The organism is Geodermatophilus sp. TF02-6, assembly GCF_003319115.1.
Lineage (GTDB): Bacteria > Actinomycetota > Actinomycetes > Mycobacteriales > Geodermatophilaceae > Geodermatophilus.
This window is the reverse complement of the sequence record NZ_QOHF01000007.1, coordinates 167,163-189,400: the sequence shown is the minus strand read 5'-3', so window position 1 is coordinate 189,400 and position 22,238 is coordinate 167,163. Positions and strand designations below refer to the sequence as shown.

Annotated in this window: 20 protein-coding genes and 2 rRNA genes; 17 read left to right on the top strand and 5 right to left on the bottom strand. The window is 73.3% G+C overall.

Annotated features, from left to right (window positions below; genetic code table 11):
* Positions 1 to 411, top strand: a 23S ribosomal RNA gene (locus DQ238_RS08895); the annotation flags it as partial.
* Between the two features lie 129 nt (positions 412 to 540).
* A 5S ribosomal RNA gene (gene rrf, locus DQ238_RS08890) occupies positions 541 to 657 on the top strand.
* A gap of 326 nt (positions 658 to 983) precedes the next feature.
* On the opposite strand, the gene DQ238_RS08885 is transcribed toward rrf, so the two are convergent.
* Together DQ238_RS08885 and DQ238_RS08880 are read right to left on the bottom strand one after the other, a co-directional pair.
* Positions 984 to 1,649: a DUF2461 domain-containing protein gene (locus DQ238_RS08885; RefSeq protein WP_113780918.1), complete on the bottom strand. Its 666-nt coding sequence runs from the start codon at positions 1,647 to 1,649 to the stop codon at positions 984 to 986.
* Positions 1,646 to 2,227 carry a GNAT family N-acetyltransferase gene (locus tag DQ238_RS08880; protein WP_113780946.1) on the bottom strand — a complete coding sequence of 194 codons (582 nt, stop codon included), beginning with the start codon at positions 2,225 to 2,227 and terminating at the stop codon, positions 1,646 to 1,648. The genes DQ238_RS08885 and DQ238_RS08880 overlap by 4 nt, the downstream gene beginning before the upstream one ends.
* Positions 2,228 to 2,296: 69 nt before the next feature.
* Between DQ238_RS08880 and DQ238_RS08875 the strand changes: the two genes are divergently transcribed.
* Positions 2,297 to 3,505, top strand: a complete 1,209-nt coding sequence (locus tag DQ238_RS08875; RefSeq protein WP_113780917.1) for a winged helix-turn-helix domain-containing protein — start codon at positions 2,297 to 2,299, stop codon at positions 3,503 to 3,505.
* A gap of 71 nt (positions 3,506 to 3,576) precedes the next feature.
* Here the strand turns inward: DQ238_RS08875 and DQ238_RS08870 are convergent, their stop codons facing one another.
* The 3 genes from DQ238_RS08870 to DQ238_RS08860 are packed head-to-tail and all read right to left on the bottom strand — an operon-like array spanning position 3,577 to position 5,361.
* Complete coding sequence (locus tag DQ238_RS08870; RefSeq protein WP_113780916.1) at positions 3,577 to 4,380, bottom strand: DUF4097 family beta strand repeat-containing protein; 804 nt, start codon at positions 4,378 to 4,380, stop codon at positions 3,577 to 3,579.
* Positions 4,381 to 4,401: 21 nt separating this feature from the next.
* The gene (locus DQ238_RS08865; protein WP_113780915.1) at positions 4,402 to 4,914 is read right to left on the bottom strand and encodes a hypothetical protein; all 513 of its coding nucleotides are present in this window, start codon (positions 4,912 to 4,914) and stop codon (positions 4,402 to 4,404) included.
* A 39-nt stretch (positions 4,915 to 4,953) separates the two neighbouring features.
* Positions 4,954 to 5,361, bottom strand: coding sequence for a DUF1232 domain-containing protein (locus DQ238_RS08860; protein ID WP_113780914.1), 408 nt, complete (start codon positions 5,359 to 5,361; stop codon positions 4,954 to 4,956).
* A gap of 62 nt (positions 5,362 to 5,423) precedes the next feature.
* On the opposite strand from DQ238_RS08860, the gene DQ238_RS08855 reads away from it, so the two are divergent.
* From DQ238_RS08855 to DQ238_RS08785, 14 genes are all read left to right on the top strand, one after another.
* Positions 5,424 to 6,242 (top strand): thymidylate synthase, encoded by an 819-nt coding sequence (locus tag DQ238_RS08855; RefSeq protein ID WP_199506215.1) that lies wholly within the window; start codon positions 5,424 to 5,426, stop codon positions 6,240 to 6,242.
* A gap of 3 nt (positions 6,243 to 6,245) precedes the next feature.
* Positions 6,246 to 6,815 carry a dihydrofolate reductase gene (locus DQ238_RS08850; protein ID WP_113780913.1) on the top strand — a complete coding sequence of 190 codons (570 nt, stop codon included), beginning with the start codon at positions 6,246 to 6,248 and terminating at the stop codon, positions 6,813 to 6,815.
* 9 nt (positions 6,816 to 6,824) lie between these two features.
* Positions 6,825 to 7,721, top strand: coding sequence for a 4-hydroxy-tetrahydrodipicolinate synthase (gene dapA / locus DQ238_RS08845; protein WP_113780912.1), 897 nt, complete (start codon positions 6,825 to 6,827; stop codon positions 7,719 to 7,721).
* Positions 7,718 to 9,418: a ribonuclease J gene (locus tag DQ238_RS08840; RefSeq protein ID WP_113780911.1), complete on the top strand. Its 1,701-nt coding sequence runs from the start codon at positions 7,718 to 7,720 to the stop codon at positions 9,416 to 9,418. Before dapA ends, DQ238_RS08840 begins: the two co-directional genes overlap by 4 nt.
* A gap of 297 nt (positions 9,419 to 9,715) precedes the next feature.
* A complete protein-coding gene (locus DQ238_RS08830; protein WP_113780909.1) occupies positions 9,716 to 12,259 on the top strand; it encodes a DNA translocase FtsK in 2,544 nt (847 codons plus the stop codon).
* Positions 12,260 to 12,365: 106 nt separating this feature from the next.
* Positions 12,366 to 13,793, top strand: a complete 1,428-nt coding sequence (gene rimO, locus DQ238_RS08825; protein WP_113780908.1) for a 30S ribosomal protein S12 methylthiotransferase RimO — start codon at positions 12,366 to 12,368, stop codon at positions 13,791 to 13,793.
* 73 nt (positions 13,794 to 13,866) lie between these two features.
* Entirely contained in the window at positions 13,867 to 14,529 is a 663-nt protein-coding gene (gene pgsA / locus DQ238_RS08820; RefSeq protein ID WP_113780907.1) for a CDP-diacylglycerol--glycerol-3-phosphate 3-phosphatidyltransferase, read from the top strand.
* A 383-nt stretch (positions 14,530 to 14,912) separates the two neighbouring features.
* Positions 14,913 to 15,320 (top strand): helix-turn-helix domain-containing protein, encoded by a 408-nt coding sequence (locus DQ238_RS08815; protein WP_113780906.1) that lies wholly within the window; start codon positions 14,913 to 14,915, stop codon positions 15,318 to 15,320.
* Positions 15,321 to 15,495: 175 nt separating this feature from the next.
* Complete coding sequence (locus DQ238_RS08810; RefSeq protein WP_113780944.1) at positions 15,496 to 15,984, top strand: TetR/AcrR family transcriptional regulator; 489 nt, start codon at positions 15,496 to 15,498, stop codon at positions 15,982 to 15,984.
* 114 nt (positions 15,985 to 16,098) lie between these two features.
* Positions 16,099 to 17,331, top strand: a complete 1,233-nt coding sequence (locus tag DQ238_RS08805; RefSeq protein WP_113780905.1) for a DUF4032 domain-containing protein — start codon at positions 16,099 to 16,101, stop codon at positions 17,329 to 17,331.
* 349 nt (positions 17,332 to 17,680) lie between these two features.
* Positions 17,681 to 19,030: an extracellular solute-binding protein gene (locus DQ238_RS08800; protein WP_199506214.1), complete on the top strand. Its 1,350-nt coding sequence runs from the start codon at positions 17,681 to 17,683 to the stop codon at positions 19,028 to 19,030.
* Entirely contained in the window at positions 19,027 to 19,989 is a 963-nt protein-coding gene (locus DQ238_RS08795; protein WP_113780904.1) for a carbohydrate ABC transporter permease, read from the top strand. The genes DQ238_RS08800 and DQ238_RS08795 overlap by 4 nt, the downstream gene beginning before the upstream one ends.
* The gene (locus tag DQ238_RS08790) at positions 19,989 to 20,822 is read left to right on the top strand and encodes a carbohydrate ABC transporter permease (protein ID WP_113780903.1); all 834 of its coding nucleotides are present in this window, start codon (positions 19,989 to 19,991) and stop codon (positions 20,820 to 20,822) included. Before DQ238_RS08795 ends, DQ238_RS08790 begins: the two co-directional genes overlap by 1 nt.
* Positions 20,823 to 20,863: 41 nt before the next feature.
* Positions 20,864 to 22,141, top strand: coding sequence for an ABC transporter ATP-binding protein (locus DQ238_RS08785; protein ID WP_113780902.1), 1,278 nt, complete (start codon positions 20,864 to 20,866; stop codon positions 22,139 to 22,141).
* Positions 22,142 to 22,238: the final 97 nt, after the last annotated feature.

Here is a 22,238-nt window from a genome sequence, read left to right as displayed (position 1 = left end):
TGGCACCTCGATGTCGGCTCGTCGCATCCTGGGGCTGGAGTAGGTCCCAAGGGTTGGGCTGTTCGCCCATTAAAGCGGTACGCGAGCTGGGTTTAGAACGTCGTGAGACAGTTCGGTCCCTATCCGCCGCGCGCGTCAGAGACCTGCGAAGGGCTGTTCCTAGTACGAGAGGACCGGAACGGACGAACCTCTGGTGTGCCAGTTGTACCGCCAGGTGCACGGCTGGTTGGCCACGTTCGGCAAGGATAACCGCTGAAAGCATCTAAGCGGGAAGCCTGCTTCTAGATGAGGTCTCTCACCCACACCGATGGGGTAAGGCCCCCGCCCAGACCAGCGGGTTGATAGGCCGGAGGTGTAAACACCGCAAGGTGTGCCAGCCGACCGGTACTAACAGGCCGAGGACTTCACCACACCCCCAGCAACACACACTCCACGAGCACCCGCCCAGCGCGTGCGGGGTGCCCGGCGTCCACTGTGCGGTTCTGAACGACCCACCCACCCCGGTTTAGCAGCCGCGGGATGGGCGCCGTTCACCGCTGTCACGGCGGCCATGGCGAGAGGGAAACGCCCGGACCCATTCCGAACCCGGAAGCTAAGCCTCTCAGCGCCGATGGTACTGCCCCGGCAACGGGGTGGGAGAGTAGGACACCGCCGGACACCCCCTGGGCGAAGGGCCCGCACCACCACGGTGCGGGCCCTTCGCCCACCCCCAGCCGGAAAACCACCCACCGAGACCCACCCCACCGGGAACCACCCCACCGGCGAGCGCCCGACCGCACCCACCAGACGACCGGACCAGCAGGACTACGAGACCAGCAGGACGACCGGACCAGCAGGACTACCGGACCAGCAGGACTACCAGACCAGCAGGACTACCAGACCAGCAGGACTACCGGACCACCCGACGCAGACCCACCCAGGCCACGACAGCGAACACCCCGGCAACCACCACCGGCAGAACAACAGCAACCGCAGGCACGGGCTCAGCGACGGGGACGGGGCTCCGTCGTCGTCGCGCCGACGTTGTCGGCGAGCCAGGCGTTGAGCGCCGTCAGGTCCCGCCAGGCGCGCCGCACCTCGTCGAGCGCGCGGCGGTCGTGCAGCCAGTCGGCCGGTTCCCATTCCCGGGTCGCGCTCAGCGACTTGTGCCGCAGCAGGTCGGCGCGGTCCTCCACGACGTCGTACCCGCTGGGCAGGCGGGTGAGCCGCTCTCCGCCGAGGACCCAACCCGCCGCGGCGAGCCGGTCCACCTCGCGCCGCAAGCGGGCGCCCTGCACCGCGTCGGCAACCGCACGGCGGTAGCGGTCCACCTGGTCGGACGCCAGGCGCCAACAGCCCCCGGCGACCATCAGCCCGTCGGCCGAGAGCTGCACGTACCAGGCGCCCGCACCCCGCCCGTCCGGGTTCACGACCGCGCCGTGGTGCGTCTTGTAGAGGGTCTTGTCGTGGCTGAACCGGACGTCCCGGTACGGCCGGAACACCTTCGCCGTCCCGAACTCCAGAGCCAGCTCCTCGAGCAGCGCTTGCATCGGCGCGCGCACGGTCGATTCGAAGGCGGCCCGGTGGCGCGTCCAGTAGGTCTTGCTGTTGTCCGCCTCCAGGCCCTCGTAGAACACCAGCCCCTCGTCGGGGAACCCCTCGAAGCTCATCGACTCCCGTCCGTCTCCTCCAGCAGCGCATGCCAGCGGACCTCGCGCAGCGGCGTACCGCCGGTGTCGAGCGTGCGCACCCAGCCGTCCTGGCCCCAACCGGCCGACTCGAAGAAGCCCCCGGACACGGCGTCCTGTTCCGGCAACCACGTCTGCAGACGGGCACTACCCCCCGCGAGGGCCAGGTCGGCGACCGCGGCCAGCAGCCGGCTGCCGTGCCCGCGGCGTCCCCACCGCGGCTCCACCAGCAGCGTGGCGACCTCCGTCGTGGGACGGGAGTCGTCGTCCGCGGGGTCTGGCGGGCCGTAGGCGGCGAAGCCGACGACGGTGTCCCGCTCGAGGGCCACCAGCACCCCGTGCGCCGGCGTCGGCGGCGCCGCCGCGGCGGCCCGCCAGGTGTCCGTGGCCGCGTGCTCGTCCCACCCGTCGAGGACCTCGCGGGGCAGCACCGTGCGGTAGGCCGTCCGCCAGGTGACCAGCTGGACGCGCGCGATCGCGGCGGCGTCCTGCGGTCGGGCCGGGCGGACCGACACCTCGGCCGTGCCGGTCAGGCGCGGGAACGGCGAGGTCGGCTCCACGGACGGCAGCGTAGGCGGGCGGAGGGTGCCGTCCGGCGCTGTCGGACCCGGCAGGCAGGATCGGCGTCCGTGGGTCTCCCCGCCGTCGACCGGATCTCCGCCCCGCTGGCCCGCCGCATCGCCCTCGCCGCGCAGGGTTTCGCGGACCCGCGCCCGACCGGGGTCGTCGACGGCCGGCACCTGCGGCGGCTCACGGACCGCCTGGCGGTGGTGCAGATCGACTCGGTCAACGTGCTGTCCCGGTCGCACTACCTGCCCGCGTTCAGCCGGCTGGGGCCCTACCGCCGCGAGGCCTTCGACGAGCTGGCCGGCCGCCGGCGGCTGTTCGAGTACTGGGCGCACGAGGCGTCGTTCCTCCCCGTGCGGCTGCACCCGTACCTGCGGTGGCGGATGGCGGCCGCCGAGCAGCACGCCTGGGGTTCCATGGTGCGCATCCAGCGGGAGCGGCCGGGCTACGTGGCCGAGGTCCTCGACCGGGTGCGGGAGGCGGGGCCGCTGAAGGCCAGCGACCTCGCCGAGCCGCGCCCCGACCGGCCCGGCAGCATGTGGAACTGGCACGCCGGCAAGGTGGCGCTCGAGTGGCTCTTCTACACCGGGGTGCTCACCACCCGCGGCCGCACCTCCGCGTTCGAACGCGTCTACGACCTGACCGAGCGGGTGCTCCCCGCCGCGGTCCTGCGGGCTCCCACGCCCGAACCGGCCGACGCCGTCCGCGAGCTCGTCCGCACCGCCGCCCGCGCGCTCGGGGTGGCCACCGAGCGCGACCTGCGCGACTACTTCCGGCTCAGACCGGCTCCGGCCCGCGCCGCGATCACCCAGCTTGCCGACGTCGGCGAGCTGTTGCCGGTGGAGGTGGCCGGGTGGGGTGCGCCGGCCTGGCTGCACCCCGCAGCCCGACGTCCCCGCTGGATCCGGGCCCGCGCGCTGCTGAGCCCCTTCGACTCGCTGGTGTGGGAACGGCCGCGCGTCGAGCGCGTCTTCGGCTTCCGCTTCCGGCTGGAGATCTACACGCCGGCGGTCAGGCGGGTGCACGGCTACTACGTGCTCCCGTTCCTGCTCGGCGACCGGCTCGTCGCTCGCGTCGACCTCAAGGCCGACCGGCAGACCGGCGTCCTGCGGGTGCAGTCGGCCTTCGCCGAGCCCGGCGTGGACCGCGCCGAGGTGGCCGCCGCCCTCGCCACCGAGCTGACCGAGATGAGCGGCTGGCTGGAGCTGGACTCGGTCGCCGTCCGCGACCGGGGCGACCTGGCCCCCGACCTCGCCGTCGCGCTGCGCTGAGCCGTCGCTGCGCTGAGCCGTCGCTGCGCTGAGCCGTCGTGCTGTGCTGAGCCGTCGTGCTGTGCTGAGGGTCAGCCGACCGGTGCGGTACGGCGGATCCGCACGTCGCCGGAAACCGACCGCGCCGCCACGGTGAGCTCCGCCGCGCCCTTGCCGGCTGCCTCGTCGGCGAGTTCGGACTCCAGGCGCCCGGACACGCTGGCGAGGTCGAGCCACACCCGCAGGCCGGGCCGGACGCCGAGCGTCACGTCCCCGGACACCGACGTCACCCGCGTGCTGCCGGCGGCCAGGCTGCCGACCTCGACGTCGCCCGAGGTGGTGCGCAGCGACAGGTCACCGCCGGCCGCGCCGACCTCGACGTCGCCGGAGGCGGTCCGGACCTCGACCGCACCGGCCGCCGACCCGAGCCGGACGTCACCGGACGCCGCGTGCACCGTCGCCGGCCCCGCGACCGCGCCCAGGGCGACGTCGCCGCTGGCGCTGCGCACCTGTGCCTCGGCGCAGGACTCGACGGAGCAGTCGCCGCTGGCCGAGGTGAGCACCACCCGACCCAGCGCGCCGCGCAGCTCGCACCGCGCCGAGGCCACCGTCGCGAGCACCGCGGCACCGGCCGGGGTGTCCACGCGCACGGCGAAGGACGGCGTGCGGAACAGCCGGTGCTCGGGGACGACGACCCGCAGTCGCACCGGCTGCTCCTCGCTGGCCTCGACCACCACCCGGTCGAGGAGTTCCTCGGCGGCCTCGTCGAGGGCCTCGACCCGCACCGACAGCCCGGTGGAGCCCTCGACCGCGGCGACGGTGACCGACCCGGCCGGGTTGCGGACCTCGACGACCGGCGGGGTGGCGACCGCGCGGGTGAACGTCCGGACGGACATGCGGACCTCCAGAGGTGTGGGTCAGCTGCGGGCGAAGCCGGAGAGGCGGCGCGGCCCACGCAGGGGTGGCGCCGGGTGGGGCGCGTGCAGGGCCGCGGCGACGGCGCGGACCAGCCAGGTGTTCAGCGACGCGCCGGAGGAGGCGGCGGCCTGCTCGGCGCGGACCTTGAGCGGCTCGGGCAGGCGCAGGCTGATCCGGGCGACGGCGCCCTCGGCGTCCTGCTCCCCGGCGGGAGGGGCTCCGCCCGCCGGTGGGTGCCCCGGGCCCGTCGGTGGGTGCTCCGGGTCGGGGACGACGACGACCTCCGCCCCGCCCCCGCGGAGGCGGACGTCGACCTGTCCGCCGTCCCACGCCGCGGTCACCTCCGCCGCCATGGCCGCCCACGCGTCGAGCAGCACCAGCCGGACCGCCGGTTCCATGCCCGTGGCCAGCAGCCCCACCGTCTCGCGGGTCTGCTCGCCACCGGCCGCGGCGACCGCGCCCAGCGCCTCGCGCAGCGCCGCGACGTGCGGGGTGAGGTCCAGGGACGCCATGGCGCCATGGTGACACCACCATGGCGCCACAGCAAGACGTCAGTGCTCGTCCAGGCCGGCCAGCCGCCGGACGACGGTCAGCCCGGCGGCGCCGCCGGGCCAGGCGCGCTGCAGGGCCGGCGCGCCGGCCGAGCGGACCACCGAGCGCAGCGCCAGCGCGACGACCACGACGTCGTCGGCGTAGCCGAGCACCGGGACGACGTCGGGCACGAGGTCCACCGGGGAGAGCAGGTAGGCCAGCAGCAGCCACAGCCGCAGCCGCACCCCGCGGGGCAGGGCGCGGTCGGCAGCGAGCCGGCGGACCAGGCGCACGAGGTCGGGCAGCAGGCGCAGCGCCTCACGCACGGTGAGCTCCGCCGGCCGGGCCCGCCACAGCAGCAGCAGGAGGACGCCCCACAGCAGGAGCAGCCCGCCGACGACCGCGGCCAGCGCGCTCCACGGGTCCACGGGTCCGAGTCTGACCGGTGTCGCGGCCGGGGTCGTCGGTGCCCGGCCGTACCCTCGGGCGCGTGGCGAGCACGACCGACGGCCCGATCGACACCCAGTACGAGGACCTGCTGCGCCGGGTGCTCGAGCAGGGCAGCCCCAAGACCGACCGGACGGGGACCGGCACGGTCAGCCTCTTCGGCGAGCGGCTCCGCTACGACCTCGCCGAGCGCTTCCCGCTCGTCACCACGAAGTCGGTGCACTTCCGGTCGGTCGCCTACGAGCTGCTGTGGTTCCTCCGCGGCGACGGCAACGTGCGCTGGCTGCAGGACAACGCGGTGAGCATCTGGGACGAGTGGGCCTCACCCGAGGGCGAGCTGGGCCCGGTCTACGGCGTCCAGTGGCGGTCGTGGCCGACGCCGGACGGCGGGCACGTCGACCAGATCTCCGCCGTCCTGGAGACCCTGCGCACCGACCCCGACTCCCGGCGCATGGTCGTCTCGGCGTGGAACGTGGCCGCCCTGCCGGAGATGGCGCTGGCCCCGTGCCACGCGCTGTTCCAGTTCCACGTCGCCGACGGGCGGCTGTCCTGCCAGCTCTACCAGCGCAGCGCGGACATGTTCCTCGGCGTGCCGTTCAACATCGCCAGCTACGCGCTGCTCACCCGCATGGTCGCCGCCCAGGTCGGGCTGGCCCCCGGTGAGTTCATCTGGGTGGGCGGGGACTGTCACGTCTACCGCAACCACGTCGACCAGGTCACCGAGCAGCTCTCCCGCGAGGTGCTGCCGTTCCCGACCCTCGAGCTGGCGCCGGCGCCCTCGCTGTTCGACTACGCCTACGAGCACCTCACGCTGCGCGACTACCGCCACCACCCGGCCATCCGCGCCGCGGTGGCGGTGTGAGCGGTGACCGAGCCGACGAGGTCACCCAGGAGCGTCGCCCTGATCTGGGCGCAGGCCGAGGGCGGGGTCATCGGCGCCGACGGCCGCCTGCCCTGGCACCTGCCCGAGGACCTCGCGCTGTTCCGTACCCTCACCACGGGTTCGACCGTCGTCATGGGCCGGCGCACCTGGGAGTCGCTGCCCGAGCGGTTCCGCCCGCTGCCCGGGCGCCGCAACGTCGTCCTCACGACCGACCCGTCCTGGTCGGCCGACGGCGCCTCCCGAGCCGGCTCGGTCGAGGGGGCGCTGGAGCACCGCGGTGACCTGTGGGTGGTCGGCGGCGGCCGGGTCTACGCCGCGTTCCTGCCGCACGCCGACCGGATCGTGGTCACCCGCGTCGACACCCGGGTCGACGGCGACACCTGCGCGCCGGCGCTGGGCCCGGAGTGGCAGCGGGTGTCCCGCGAGCCGGCCGCCGGCTGGGCGACGTCGGTCACCGGGCTGCGGTACGCGGTGTCGGAGTACCGGCGGGGGACGACGGCGCCCGCCGCAGCCGCTGCGCCGGCGACCGGCCGGGCGCGGCAGGCTCGGTAGATTCACCCCATGACCTCCGACCCCGCCCGGCCCTTCGGCCGTGTGCTCACGGCGATGGTGACCCCGTTCGCCGAGGACGGCTCGATCGACCTCGCCGGGGCGCAGGAGCTGGCCGCGCACCTGGTGGACCGACAGGCCCACGACGGTCTGGTCGTGCTCGGGACGACGGGGGAGTCGCCGACGACCGGCGACGCCGAGCAGCGGGCCGTCCTGGAGGCAGTGCTCGACGCCGTGGGGGACCGGGCGACCGTCGTCGCGGGTGTCGGCACCAACGACACCGCCCACTCCATCGACAAGGCCCGCGACGCCGAGCGGCTCGGGGCCCACGGCCTCATGGTCGTCACCCCCTACTACAACAAGCCGCCCCAGGCCGGCCTGCTGCGCCACTTCACCGCGGTCGCCGACTCGACCGACCTGCCGGTGATGCTCTACGACATCCCGCCGCGCACCGTCGTCCCCATCGAGGTGGAGACGCTGGTGCGGGCCGCCGAGCACCCGCGGATCGTGGCGGTCAAGGACGCCAAGGGCGACCTCGGCTCGATCGCCTGGACCCTCGCCCGCACCGACCTGGCGTACTACAGCGGCGAGGACATGCTCAACCTGCCGCTGCTGGCCCTCGGCGCGGTCGGCGTGGTCAGCGTCGTCGGCCACCTGGTCGGGCCGCGGCTGGCCGAGCTGATCGCCGCCGTCGAGTCCGGCGACCTGGTCAAGGCCCGGGCGGTCAACGAGAGCCTGCTGCCGGTCTACACCGGCATCTTCCGCACCCAGGGCGTCATCCTGGTCAAGGCCGCGCTGAAGGAACTCGGCCTGCCCGCCGGCCCGGTGCGCCCGCCTCTGGTCGACGCCACCCCCGAGCAGGTCGAGCGCCTGCGCACCGACCTCGCCGCAGGAGGCATCCACCTGTGACCGCACCGACCGCCCAGCCGCACCTGGACCTGCAGGCTCCCCCTCCGCTGCCGGCCGGCGGCCTGCGGGTCATGGCGCTGGGCGGGCTCGGCGAGATCGGCCGCAACACGGCCGTCCTCGAGTTCGACGGCGCGCTGTTGGTCATCGACTGCGGCGTGCTGTTCCCGGAGGCCGAGCAACCCGGCGTCGACCTGATCCTGCCGGACTTCGGGGTCGTCGAGCACCGGCTCGACGACATCGCCGCGGTCGTCCTCACCCACGGGCACGAGGACCACATCGGCGCCATCCCGTACCTGCTGCGCATGCGCGGCGACATCCCGCTGGTCGGCTCGCGGTTCACCCTCGCCCTGGTCAAGGCCAAGCTGCGCGAGCACCGGCTCGACCCGGTCACGGTCGAGGTGGCCGCCGGGGACGACCACGTCGCCGGCCCGTTCCACTGCGAGTTCATCGCGGTCAACCACTCGATCCCCGACGCGCTCGCCGTCGCCGTCCACACCCCGGCCGGGGTCCTGGTGCACACCGGCGACTTCAAGATGGACCAGCTGCCGCTCGACGGCGTCCTCACCGACCTGGGCGCGTTCGCCCGGCTGGGGCTGGAGGGCATCGACCTGCTGCTGGCCGACTCCACCAACGCCGAGGTGCCCGGGTTCGTCGTCTCGGAGCGGGCCATCGGCCCGGTGCTCGAGGACGTCTTCCGCCGCGCCACCCAGCGGCTGATCGTCTCCAGCTTCGCCAGCCACGTGCACCGCATCCAGCAGGTGCTCGACGCCGCGGAGATGCACGGGCGCAAGGTCGCCTTCGTCGGCCGCTCGATGGTCCGCAACATGGGGGTGGCCCGCGACCTCGGCCTGCTGCGGGTGGCGCCGGGCCTCATGGTGGGCCTGGACGAGGCGACGGCGATGCCGCCCGAGCAGGTGGTGCTCATCAGCACCGGCTCGCAGGGGGAGCCGCTGTCCGCTCTGGGCCGCATGGCCCGCGGCGAGCACCACCAGGTGACCATCGAGGCCGGCGACACCATCGTGCTGGCCTCCTCGCTGGTGCCGGGCAACGAGACCGCCGTCTACCGGGTGATCAACCAGCTGGCCCGCCTCGGCGCCACCGTGGTCCATAAGGAGACGGCGATGGTGCACGTCTCCGGCCACGCCCCGGCGGGCGAGCTGCGCACCCTGCTCAACGTGGCCAAACCGCGCCACCTGATGCCGGTGCACGGCGAGTGGCGGCACCTGCGCGCGCACGCCGCGCTGGCCGAGCAGACCGGCATGCCGGCCGACCGCGTGCTGCTCGCCGAGAACGGCGTCGTCGTCGACCTCGTCGACGGCAAGGCGACGATCACCGGCTCGGTGCCGGTGGGCGACGTCTACGTCGACGGGCTCAACGTCGGCGACGTGGGGGAGGAGTCGCTGCAGGAGCGGCGGATACTCGGCGACGAGGGGTTCGTCGCGCTCACCGTCGTCATCGAGCCCTCGACCGGCACCATCGTCCGGCCGGTGCACCTGTCCGCCCGCGGGTTCTCCGACGACCCGTCGGTGTTCGACCCGGCGCTGCAGCTGGTCGAGGAGAGCCTGCGGCGCACCCTGGCCGACGGCGAGACCGACCCGCACCGGCTCTCCCAGGTGATCCGCCGGACGATCGGCAAGTGGGTGTCGGACACCTACCGCCGCCGCCCGATGATCATCCCCACCGTCCTCGAGGTCTGACGGCCCCGCTGCAGGGGCCCTTCAGTCGTATCTCGGACTCCATGATCGTCCGACGGGGTCGGCTGGGGCGAGATCGGCGAGCGTTCGGCGTAGACGTCGGCGAGGTACCGGGCGCAGGCGACGACGTCGTCGAGGTCGACCACGCCCCACCTACCGTGCAGCGCCTCCGCGCCACACCGGGGTGGGCCAGCTCCCGTGCTGAACCGCACCGCGCGTCGGCACACCCCCGACCGCAGGTCGCGGACACGGGGCGTGGCTTGCCGTTTCGGCGCACCTGCGGCCATTACCGTCTGGTGCATGCCTGCTCGCACGACGACGACCCGCTCGTCGGGTCGCTCGCCGGCGCGCGGCCGCTCCGGCTCCGGGTCGACCGCGTCCCGGAAGCGCCCGCCCGCGAAGCGGCCCGCCGCCGGCGGCCGCAAGCCCGCCGCCCGCAAGCCCGCGCCGAGGTCGTCCGGCCCCGGCCTGTGGAGCGTGCTCAGCGGCGGCTGGTCGCTGCTGGCCCGGGGCGCCGGCGGGCTGGCCCGCTCGGTGGCCCGCCCGGAGGAGGCCGAGCCGCTCGCCCCCGAGCACCGCCGCGACGGGGTGGGGCTGGCGGTGCTGGGCCTGGCCGTCGTCCTCGGTGCGGCCGCCTGGACCAACGGCATCGGTCCGGTCGGCGCCGCGCTCGCCGGCGGCGTCCGCTGGGTGGTCGGCGCGCTGGTCGTGGTGCTGCCGGTCCTGCTCTTCTGCGCGGCCCTGCGGCTGCTGCGCCGCGGGCCCCGGCCCGAGGCCCGCGGCCGGCTGGCGATCGGCTGGTCGTGCGCGGTCGCGTCGGTGCTCGGCATCGCGCAGGTCGTCGGCGAGAGCGCCGCGCCTGCCGCGGGACGGCCCGGCTCCGGTGGCCTGGTCGGGTGGGCCGTGGCCACGCCGCTGGTCGCCGGGGTGGGCAGCGTCGTCGCCGTCGTCCTGCTGGTCCTGCCGGCGTTCTTCGGCCTGCTCGTCCTCACCGCCACGCCGGTGCACCAGATCCCCGAGCGGCTGCGCGACCTCGGCGACCGGCTGCTGCGCCGGGAGCCCTCCGACGAGGACGGCTACGACGACTGGGAGGACGACGAGGAGCCGGTCGAGCCGCCGGCGCCCCGTCGCTCCCCCCGCCGGTCGCTGTCGGAGGACCTGCGGGACACCGGCCCGGTGGAGACCGTGCCGGCGATCGACCACGCCGCGATGGACGACGCGCCGGAGGCGGTGCGCCACGAGTCCGCGCCCGAGGCCGTGCCGGTGGCCTCCCCCCCGCCCGCGCGCCGGCCGGCGGTCGTCGACCGGACCGCGCCGCCGGAGGAGCTCCCGCCGATCGAGGAGCCCGAGCAGCTGCGCATCGAGCCGGTGGAGGGCCAGTACACGCTGCCCTCGGTCAGCGTGCTGCGCCCCGGCGATCCGCCCAAGAAGGGCTCGAAGGCCAACGACGCGGCGATCGAGGCGATCACCGGCGTGCTCGAGCAGTTCAACGTCGACGCGGTCGTCACCAGCTTCACCCGCGGCCCCACGGTCACCCGCTACGAGATCGAACTCGGGCCGGCGGTCAAGGTGGAGAAGATCACCGCCCTCACCAAGAACATGGCCTACGCCGTCGCCAACGACAACATCCGCATCCTCGCCCCGATCCCCGGCAAGTCGGCGGTCGGTGTCGAGGTGCCCAACACCGACCGCGAGATGGTCAGCCTCGGCGACGTGCTGCGCTCGCAGGCGGCCAAGCAGGACCCGCACCCGATGCTGGTCGGTCTGGGCAAGGACATCGAGGGCGGGTTCGTCTGCGCCAACCTGGCGAAGATGCCGCACCTGCTGGTCGCCGGCGCCACCGGTGCCGGCAAGTCCAGCTGCGTCAACTCGCTGCTGACCTCGCTGCTGCTGCGGGCCACCCCCGACCAGCTGCGGATGATCCTGATCGACCCGAAGATGGTCGAGCTGACCCCGTACGACGGCATCCCGCACCTGATCACGCCGATCATCACCGACCCGAAGAAGGCGGCCACCGCGCTGGCCTGGCTGGTCGAGGAGATGGAGCAGCGTTACCAGGACATGCGGGCCACCGGCGTCCGGCACATCGACGACTTCAACCGCAAGGTCGAGCGCGGCGAGATCGTGGCGCCCCCGGGCAGCGAGCGGGTGTACCGGCCCTACCCCTACATCCTCGCCATCGTCGACGAGCTGGCCGACCTCATGATGGTCGCCCCGCGCGACGTCGAGGAGTCGATCGTCCGGATCACCCAGAAGGCGCGTGCTGCCGGCATCCACCTGGTGCTGGCCACCCAACGCCCCTCGGTCGACGTCGTCACCGGCCTGATCAAGGCCAACGTGCCCTCGCGGCTGGCCTTCTCCACCTCGAGCCTCACCGACAGCCGGGTCATCCTCGACCAGCCCGGCGCGGAGAAGCTCATCGGCATGGGGGACGCCCTGTTCCTGCCGATCGGCGCGGGCAAGCCGATGCGCGTGCAGGGCGCCTACGTCTCCGACGCCGAGATCGAGGCGGTCGTCGAGTTCACCAAGCGGCAGGCCGAGCCGGAGTACCGCGAGGAGGTCTTCAGCGCCGCCGAGGGTGAGAAGAAGGAGATCGACGAGGACATCGGCGGGGACCTGGAGCTGCTGGTCCAGGCCGTGGAGCTCGTGGTCACCAGCCAGTTCGGCTCGACGTCGATGCTGCAGCGCAAGCTGCGCGTCGGGTTCGCCAAGGCCGGCCGGCTCATGGACCTGATGGAGAGCCGGGGCATCGTCGGCCCGTCCGAGGGGTCCAAGGCACGGGACGTGCTGGTCAAGCCCGACGAGCTGGAGCCGGTGATGGTCACCCTCCGGGGCGGCGAGTAGGAGGACCCCGTCCTCCCCACCCCTCGCAGGCTCGGGGCGGTGCCCGGGACGCGGCCGTCCCCCGTCGTCCTCGGTGGAGGCTGTCCCGCGCCCCTACGATGGACCGGTGACAGCTCGGCCCGACCCCGCCCGCCGGGTGGCGGTGGTGACCCTCGGGTGTGCCCGCAACGAGGTGGACTCCGAGGAGCTGGCCGGCCGCCTGGCCGCCGGCGGGTACGAGTTCGTCGAGGACGCCGACGCCGCGGACGCCGTCCTGGTGAACACCTGCGGCTTCATCGAGTCGGCCAAGAAGGACTCGGTCGACGCGATCCTCGCCGCCGCCGACTCCGGCGCCCGGGTCGTCGCCGTCGGGTGCCTGGCCGAGCGGTACGGCTCCGAGCTCGCCGGCGCGCTGCCCGAGGCCACCGTCCTCGGTTTCGACGACTACGCGGCCATCGGCGACCGCCTCGACGACGTCCTCACCGGCCGCTCGCTGGCGCCGCACGACCCCCGCGACCGGCGCACGCTCCTCCCGATCAGTCCGGTGGCCCGCACCGCCGCGGTGACCGCGCCGGACGCCCCCGCCATCCCCGGGCACGGCTGGGTGCAGCGCCGACGGCTGGCCTCCGGCCCGTCCGCGGCGCTCAAGCTCGCCTCCGGCTGCGACCGGCGGTGCGCCTTCTGCGCGATCCCGGCCTTCCGCGGCTCGTTCGTCTCCCGCCCGCCGGCCGAGGTGCTCGACGAGGCGCGGTGGCTGGCCTCGCAGGGGGTCACCGAGCTGGTCCTGGTCAGCGAGAACTCGACGTCCTACGGCAAGGACGCAGGCGACCTGCGCTCGCTGGAGCGGCTGCTGCCGCAGCTGGCCGCCGTCGAGGGCGTCGTCCGCGTGCGGGTGGCCTACCTGCAACCGGCCGAGCTGCGACCGGGCCTGCTGGAGGTGATCGCCACGACGCCCGGGGTCGCGCCCTACTTCGACCTGTCGTTCCAGCACGCCTCACCGTCGCTGCTGCGCCGCATGCGCCGGTTCGGGGGCACCGAGGACTTCCTCGCCCTCATCGAGCGCGCCCGCGCCCTGGCGCCGGCCGCCGGCTTGCGCACCAACGTCATCCTCGGCTTCCCCGGGGAGACCGAGGACGACGTCGCCGAACTGGAGCGCTTCCTCGTCGAGGGCCGGCTCGACGCGGTCGGCGTCTTCGGCTACTCCGACGAGGAGGGCACCGAGGCCGTGGGGCTGCCCGGCAAGCTGGACGGGGCGGAGATCGACGCCCGCGTCCGCCGGATCACCGACCTCGTCGAGGAGCTCATCGCCCAGCGCGCCGAGGACCGCGTCGGCGAGCGGGTCGAGGTCCTGCTCACCGAGGACGCCTCCGCCGAGGCGGGTGCCGGCACCTGGGTGGGGCACGCGGCGCACCAGGACCCCGACGCCGACGGGACGACGACGGTGACCGCGGTCCCCGACGCAGCGGTGCCCGGGCAACTGGTGGCCGCCGAGGTGGTCAGCACCGAGGGCGTGGACCTGGTCGCCGCCGCGTTCGTCCCCGCGGTGGCCCGGTGAGCGCAGCAGCGTCGCGAGCGCGGGCGACGAGCTGGGAGTGTCTCCGGCTCGCCGGGGACGGCGAGGAGCCCGCATGAACGGACCGGCGGACCCGGCCGCCACCCCGCCGCAGTCGGTGCGGGTGGTCAACCTGCCCAACGCGCTGACCGTGCTGCGGCTGGCCGTGGTGCCGGTGTTCGCCGTCCTGCTGCTGGGCGACGGCGGCACGGACCAGTCGCGGCGCTACTGGGCCGCGCTGTTCTTCGGCCTGGCGATCCTCACCGACCGCTACGACGGGCTGATCGCCCGGCGCACCGGTCAGGTGACCGAGTTCGGCAAGCTCGCCGACCCCATCGCGGACAAGGCGCTGACCGGTACCGCGCTCATCGGCCTGTCGGTGCTGTCGCTGGTGGCCTGGTGGGTGACCCTGACGATCCTGGTCCGCGAGGTGGGGGTCACCCTGCTCCGGTTCTGGGTGATCCGCCACGGGGTGATCGCCGCCAGTCGGGGCGGCAAGGCCAAGACCGTCGTCCAGGCGGTGGCGATCGGCCTGTACATCCTCCCGCTCGAAGGGGCGCTGGCCAGCGGCCGCTGGTGGGTGATGGCCGCCGCCCTGGTGCTGACCGTGGCGACCGGCGTGGACTACGTCTACCGGGCGCTCGTGCTGCGCCGCACCAGCGCGCGGGCGATGCGTGCCGCGGCTGCACGCCGGGCCGCCGGCCCGTCGGGCGGACCGCGCACCGACGCGGCGGCCTGAAGGGCCTGAAGAAGGACTGTCCTCCTCGCTCCCCTCGGAGGAGAATCCCCTGCTCCCCACCACTCGCAGGCTCGCGCCAGGCCCCCTCCGGGCGTCGGCCTCCTCCCGGGCACCACCCCGAGCGGAGCGAGGGGTGGGAGGAGGAGGTCCTTCGACGGAGGGCACGGGGAGGTGGTCCTTCTTCTGCCTGCAGGGGGCCGAGCCTCGGGACGGGGCCGCGGCGAGATGCGGGACGGGCCGGGGAAGGTGCCCACGGTGCAGGGCGTTACGCCCAGAGCGGACGCGCCCGCGGCGGCGCGGTGCCTGTCAGTGGCGCCGCGTACGGTGAGCGCACGGCACCTCACGGAGCCGCCGTTCCCGCACAGGCAGGACAGGAGACGGCCATGACGCTGCTGCGCACCCAGCTCGGGACCACCCTGCGCGGCCACCGGCTGCGCCAGCGTCGGACGCTGCGCGACGTCTCCGGCGCCGCCCGGGTGAGCCTGGGCTACCTCTCCGAGGTGGAGAGAGGACAGAAGGAAGCGTCCTCCGAGCTGCTCGCCTCGATCTGCGACGCGCTGGACCTCGAGCTCGCCGACCTGCTGGCGGAGGTCAGCGTCGGGCTGCGCGACGGGAACGGCCGGGTGCGCTCCCTCGTGCCGGCGGCCGACGTCGCCGACACCCCGGCCGCGGCGGAGGCGGCTGCGTCCGGAGCCGACGACCAGCCGGCTGCCGAGCCGGCGCTGGCGCTGGTCGGCGCGTCGACCCGCCCCCCCGCGCGGCCGGGCGAGGCGGTGTCCCTGGCCGCCTGAGGCCCACGACACGGCCGGTGGCGGACGGCCGGCGTCCTTGACTCGTCGCCTCCGCGGTGCCAGACAAGGGGCCATGGCGACGGTCGGACCGTCCTCCCCGAGTCCCGCGTCACCGGGCTGGGCGCCACGTGCGCCGGTCCACGTGCGCGGCGCGCACACCCGCGGTGGCAACGCCATGGGCCGCACCCGTGCCGGGCTCCTCGCCGGCGCCGCCCTGGCCTTCGCCGGGCAGGGGTTGCGCGGCAGCACCATGCAGTCGGTCGCGACGGCGGCCGGGGTGGCCAAGGCCACCCTGTACAACCACTTCCGGACCAAGGACGAGCTGGCTCGCGCCCTGCTGGCCGCCGAGCTGGACCGGCTCACCGCGCTCGCGACCGAGCTGCCCCCGGCGGCGGCGCTGACCGCGCTGGCCGACGAGGTCGCCGGCCACCCGGTGCTGCGCCAGCTGGCCCACGACGAGCCCGCCGTGCTGACCGGACTGCTCGCGACCACGACGGAGCACTGGGCGGAGCTCGTGGCGCGGCTGGCGGTGGCGCTGCCGGCCGACACCGCCGCTGCCGAGCTGGTGGCCCGCTGGCTGCTCGCCGTCGTCCTGCAGCCGGGGGACCGGCCGGGGCGCCGGGCCGCAGCGGCCCGCCTGGCCCAGCTCCTCGCGGCCGCATGAGGTCGGGGGCGGTCGCCGGAGCGCCCGGAGCGGCACGGCATCGAGACATGGCATCGTGGCGGTCCGACACCGCCCAGCAGGGGGCGTCGACTGCTGCGACCACCGGAGCCCGCCGTGCGGTACCTCTTCCGGCCACCGGCCACCGAGGCGGCCGGTCTGCTGACCCTGCCCTGGCACCAGCCGCTCGAGGAGTGGGACCCCGACATCCTGCTCGAGGTCCCGCAACGCGGCATCTCCCGGCACGTCGTCCGGTTCACCACGCAGAACGGGCACGTGTACGCGCTCAAGGAGATCGCCGAGCACCTGGCCCGGCACGAGTACGCGCTGCTCGGCCAGTTCGAGGAGGAGGGGCTGCCGGCGGTCGCCGCCCTCGGCATCTGCGTCGACCGTCCCGGCGGTCAGGACGCCATCCTCGTCACCCGCTACCTCGAGTACTCGATGTCCTACCGGTTCCTCTTCTCCCGGCCCACCGGCGACCACTCCGCCGAGCAGCTGCTCGACACGATGGTCGTGCTCCTGGTCCGGCTGCACCTGGCGGGGGTCTTCTGGGGGGACTGCTCGCTGTCGAACACGCTCTTCCGCCTCGACGCCGGCGCGTTCGCCGCCTACTTGGTCGACGCCGAGACCTCCGAGCGGCACGAGCAGCTCAGCCCGGGGCAGCGGCACTACGACGTCGACCTCGCTCGGGAACGGGTGGGCGCGGAGCTGCTCGACCTGCAGTTCGGTGGGCTGCTGCCGGCGGACGTCGACCCGATCGAGGTCGCCGACAGCCTGCCGGTCCGGTACGACGCCCTGTGGGACGAGGTGACCCGCGAGGAGGTCTTCGCGCTGGAGGAGCAGCGCTACCGGGTGACCGAGCGCCTGCAGCGGCTCAACGACCTGGGCTTCGACGTCGGTGAGATCGAGTTGGTGACCACTCCTGAGGGCGCCCGGTTGCGCGTCGAGACCCGGGTCGCCGAGCCGGGGCACAACCGCCGGGAGCTCTTCCGGCTGACCGGCCTGGAGGTCCAGGAGCGTCAGGCCCGCCGGCTGCTCAACGACCTGCGCGCCTACCGCGCCTCCCTCGAGCAGAAGACCGGGGCCACGGTCCCCGACACCATCGCCGGCTACCGCTGGCTGGCCGAGGCCTACCAGCCCGTGGTGGAGGCCATCCCCCCGGACCTGGCCGGCCGGCTGGCCCCGGCCGAGGTCTTCCACGAGATCCTCGAGCACCGCTGGTTCCTGTCCGAGCAGGCCGGCCATGACGTGGGCACGACGGCGGCGGCGCGCTCCTACTTCGAGACCGTGCTGCCCCGGACCCCCAGGGAGCTCACCACGCCGTCGGCCATCGTCGGCAGCCGGGACTGAGTCACGGCGGTCCTACCGGACCGCACCGCGGCCACGTGCCGTCCCCCCACCCGGGTGAGCCCCAGACCCCCGTCCTGCTCGGGGGAGCCTCCGGCTCCCCGCTCCCAGGACCGCACCGCGGCCACGTGCCCTCCCCCACCCGGGGCGAGCGGCTGCCCGCGCCCCGATCGGGGACCCTGGACGCCTGCGACCGGTCCGACCCGGGACCTGACGCCATCCCCTCCGGAGCCTCTCCGCGAGCATGATTACGAGGCGGTTTCGGTCGAGTTGACACCCCCGGTGACCTGCGCCACGGTACGGAAACCGCGGTGACCGTCGGTCGCCGCTCGCCGAACGGGAGGCGAACTCGTTGTCGAACGAGGAGAGGAACGCGCCGCCGGCCGACGGTTCCCCGCACCGGCGGGCGCGGACCCGCCGGACGCTGGGCTGCTCGGCGGCCACACTGGTCCTGGCATCGGTGCTGGCCGCCTGCGGCGGCGGAGGCGCCACCAGCGGGGCGCCGGTGCTCAACTGGTACATCAACCCCGATTCCGGGGGACAGGCCGAGATCGCCCAGCGCTGCAGCGACGCCTCGAACGGGGCGTACACGATCGAGGTGTCCCAGCTGCCGCGCGAGTCCTCCGCCCAGCGCGAGCAGCTCGTGCGGCGGCTGGCGGCCAACGACACCTCGATCGACCTGATGAGCCTGGACCCCCCCTACATCGCCGAGTTCGCCCAAGCCGGTTTCCTCGCCCCCGTACCGCAGGACGTCGCGCAGCGGGTCAGCGAGGGCGTCGTGCAGAGCTCCCTGGACTCGGCGACGTGGAACGACGAACTGGTCGCCGTCCCGTTCTGGGCCAACACGCAGCTGCTCTGGTACCGCAAGTCGGTGGCCGAGGCGGCCGGGCTCGACATGAGCCAGCCGGTGACCTGGGAGCAGCTGGTCTCGGCGGCGCAGTCCCAGGGGAAGATCCTCAGCGCCCAGGGCCGGCGCGCCGAGTCGCTGACGGTGTGGCTCAACGCGCTCATCGAGTCCGCCGGCGGCTCGATCATCGCGAAGAACTCCACCAACCCGGACGACATCGAGCTGGGGCTGACCACACCGGCCGCCGACCGGGCGGCCACGGTGATGAACACCGTCGCCAACTCCGGCGTTGTCGGCCCGGCCTTCTCGACGTCGAGCGAGGACACCAGCGCCACCGAGTTCGAGAGCGCCGACGGCGGCTTCATGGTCAACTGGCCGTTCGTCTACTCGCGTGCGCTCGCCGCCGTCGAGGCAGGCACCCTGGACGCGTCCGTGCCGCAGGACTACGGCTGGGCCCTGTACCCGCGCGTCGACGCCGACAAGCCGAGCGCACCTCCGTTCGGCGGGATCGACCTCGCCGTCTCGGCGTTCAGCCGGCACGCGGACCTGGTCTACGACGCGACCGAGTGCATCAGCAGCGACGAGAACCAGGCGTACTACATGACCACCAACGGCAACCCGGCGTCCTCGGCCGCGGTCTACGACGACCCGGAGGTGTTGAAGGTCTTCCCGATGGCCCCCACCATCCTGGAGTCCCTGCAGGCGGCCGCGAACCGCCCGCAGACGCCCTACTACAGCGAGGTGTCCGGGGGGATTCAGCGCGAGTACCACCCGCCGGAGTCGGTGACGCCCGCGACCGGGAAGCGGGCCCAGGAACTGATCAGCGCCGTCCTGCGAGGAGATCAGCTGCTATGACGCAGACCACCCTCCCGCCCAGGGAGAAGACCCAGCCGGTCTCGGCACCCCCACGGGGGCTCTCCGACCGGTCGCGTGCCGAGCGTCGGCTCGGTTGGCTGCTGGCCGGACCGGCGTTCGTGGTGATGCTCCTGGTCACCGCCTACCCGATCCTGCAGGCGGTCTACTACTCGCTGTTCAACTACCGGCTCACCGACCCGGGGAACCGGTCGTTCAACGGCCTGTCCAACTACGCGGTGATCCTCACCGACCCCGTCTGGTGGACGGCGCTGGGCGTCACGCTGTTCATCACCGTGGTGACCGTCGCGGTCGAGCTGGTCCTCGGCTTCGCCCTCGCCCTGGTGATGGCCAAGGCCCTCTCGTCGATCCGTCCCGTCGTCCGAGCGGCGATCCTGATCCCCTACGCGGTCATCACGGTCGTGTCGGCCTTCGCCTGGGCATTCGCCTTCAGGGTCGACACCGGCTTCGTGAACAGCTGGTTCGCCTGGCTACCGGGCATCTCGGCCGACACCGACTGGTTCGGCGGCCAGTGGACCTCGCTGGCGGTCATCTGCCTGGCCGAGATCTGGAAGACCACGCCGTTCATCTCGCTGCTGCTCCTGGCCGGCCTGGCGCAGGTGCCCGAGGTGCTGCAGGAGGCGGCGAAGGTCGACGGCGCCACCTGGTGGCAGCGCATGTGGCGGGTGACCATCCCGAACATGAAGGCCGCGATCATGGTGGCCCTGCTGTTCCGCACCCTGGACGCGTTCCGGATCTTCGACAGCATCTACATCATGACCGCGGGCGCGAACAACACCGAGACGGTGTCCTTCCTCGCCTACCGACAGACGATCGCCCGGGTGGAGATCGGCCTCGGCTCCGCGGTGTCGGTGCTGCTCTTCCTCTGCGTGGTGCTCATCGCGTTCATCTTCATCAAGGGCTTCCGGGTCAACCTGGCCCAGGCGAGAGGGGAAGGCTGATGTCCACGCGGGAGAAGACCTGGTGGATCGTCGGTGGCATCCTGATCATCCTGTACTGCCTGTTCCCTATCGCGTGGATCGTCTCGCTGTCGTTCAAGGCGCCGTCGGACATCTCGAACGGGCAGTTCCTGCCGAGCGGGCCGACCTGGGAGAACTACACGACGATCCTCACCGGGTCGGCCAGTGACCTGTTCCTGCCGGCGCTGCGCAACTCGTTCGGCATCTGCCTGATCGCGACGGCGATCTCGTGCATCCTGTCGATGTTCGCCGCCTACGCCATCGCCCGGCTGGACTTCCCCGGCAAGCGGCTGATCCTGTCCGCCGCGCTCGGGGTGGCCATCTTCCCGGTCATCTCGATCGTCACGCCGCTGTTCAACCTCTGGCGGCAGATCGGGCTCTACGACACCTGGCCCGGGCTGATCATCCCGTACCTGTCGCTGACCCTGCCGATCTCCATCTGGACGATGTCGGCCTTCTTCCGGGAGATCCCCTGGGAGATGGAGCAGGCGGCGCAGGTCGACGGCGCCACCAACTGGCAGGCGTTCCGGAAGGTGATCGTCCCGCTCGCCGCCCCGGGCGTGTTCACCACGGCGATCATCGCGTTCTTCATCGCCTGGAACGACTTCGCCTACGGCATCTCCCTGACGTCGACCAGCGCCTCCCGGCCCGTCCCCGCGGCACTGGGCCTGTTCTCCGGCGCCTCGCAGTTCGAGGACCCCACCGGCGCCATCGCCGCGGCGGCGGTGATCGTGACGATCCCCGTCGTCGTCCTCGTCCTGCTGTTCCAACGGCGGATCGTCGCCGGCCTGACCAACGGTGCGGTCAAGGGCTGAGACCCCCGCACCCCACCGACCCAGCGAGGGGACGAAGAGCGATGGCTTCCATCGAGATGCACAACATCGTCAAGCAGTACGGCGACGGCTACCCCGCCGTGAACGACGTCAGCCTCGACATCGCCGACGGCGAGTTCATGATCCTGGTCGGCCCGTCCGGCTGCGGGAAGTCGACGCTGCTGCGGATGATCGTCGGCCTGGAGGACATCACCAGCGGCGACATGATCATCGGCGGCAAGCGGGTCAACGAGATGGCGCCCCGCGAGCGCAACCTGTCGATGGTCTTCCAGAACTACGCGCTCTACCCGCACATGACCGTGTTCGAGAACATCGCGTTCCCGCTGCGCCTGGCCAAGGTGCCCGACGACGAGGTCCGCCGCCGGGTCGACGAGGCGGCCGACGTCCTCGAGCTGCGGGAGCACCTGGAGCGCAAGCCGGCCAACCTCTCCGGCGGGCAGCGCCAGCGGGTGGCGATGGGGCGGGCGATCGTGCGTCAGGCGGAGGCGTTCCTCTTCGACGAGCCGCTGTCCAACCTCGACGCCAAGCTGCGCGGCCAGATGCGCACCGAGATCTCCCGGCTGCAGCGCCGGCTGGGCATCACCACCGTCTACGTCACCCACGACCAGACCGAGGCCATGACGCTCGGCGACCGGGTGTGCGTCCTGCGGAAGGGGCGGATCCAACAGGTCGCCTCGCCCCGCGAGCTCTACGAGCAGCCGGTCAACCTCTTCGTTGCCGGGTTCATCGGGTCGCCGCCGATGAACTTCCTGCCGGCGACGCTGGAGGGTGACCAACTGCGGACGCCGTTCGGGCCGATCCGGCTCGACGAGCGCCGCCTGGCCGCGGTGCAGGGCCGGGACCTGCTGCTGGTCGGCATCCGACCGGAGTACTTCGAGGACGCCTCTCTGGTCGACGACGCCAAGCGACCGCTGGGGACGCTCTTCCGGGCCCGGGTCGACGTCACCGAGTGGCTCGGGGACTCGCAGTACGCCTACATCCCGTACGAAGCACCGGAGGCGGTCACCGACCAACTGCGCGCCCTGTCCCGCGAGCTGGACTCCGAGGAGCTGCGCACCCAGGCCGTCGTCTCCATCGACGCGGCCAGCCGGATCCGGGAAGGTCGGGAGGCCGAGTTCTGGCTGGACAGCCGCAAGGTGCACGTCTTCGACCCGCAGTCCGGCGAGAACCTCACCCGCGACGCCGAGGCTGGTGCCCGGCTCACCCAGCTGGCCAGCGAGGACCGGGTCGAGCAGGTCCAGGAAGCCCAGGCGCGGGGCACGACGATCGGCGGTGGAGCCCACCGGGCCGGAGCGGCCTGAGCAAGGACCCCCCTGCCCCCACCACGCACAGGCTCGCGTCCGGCCCCCTCCCGGGCGCCGCCGGCTCCTCTGCAGGCAGAAGGACCCCCCGAGCCCT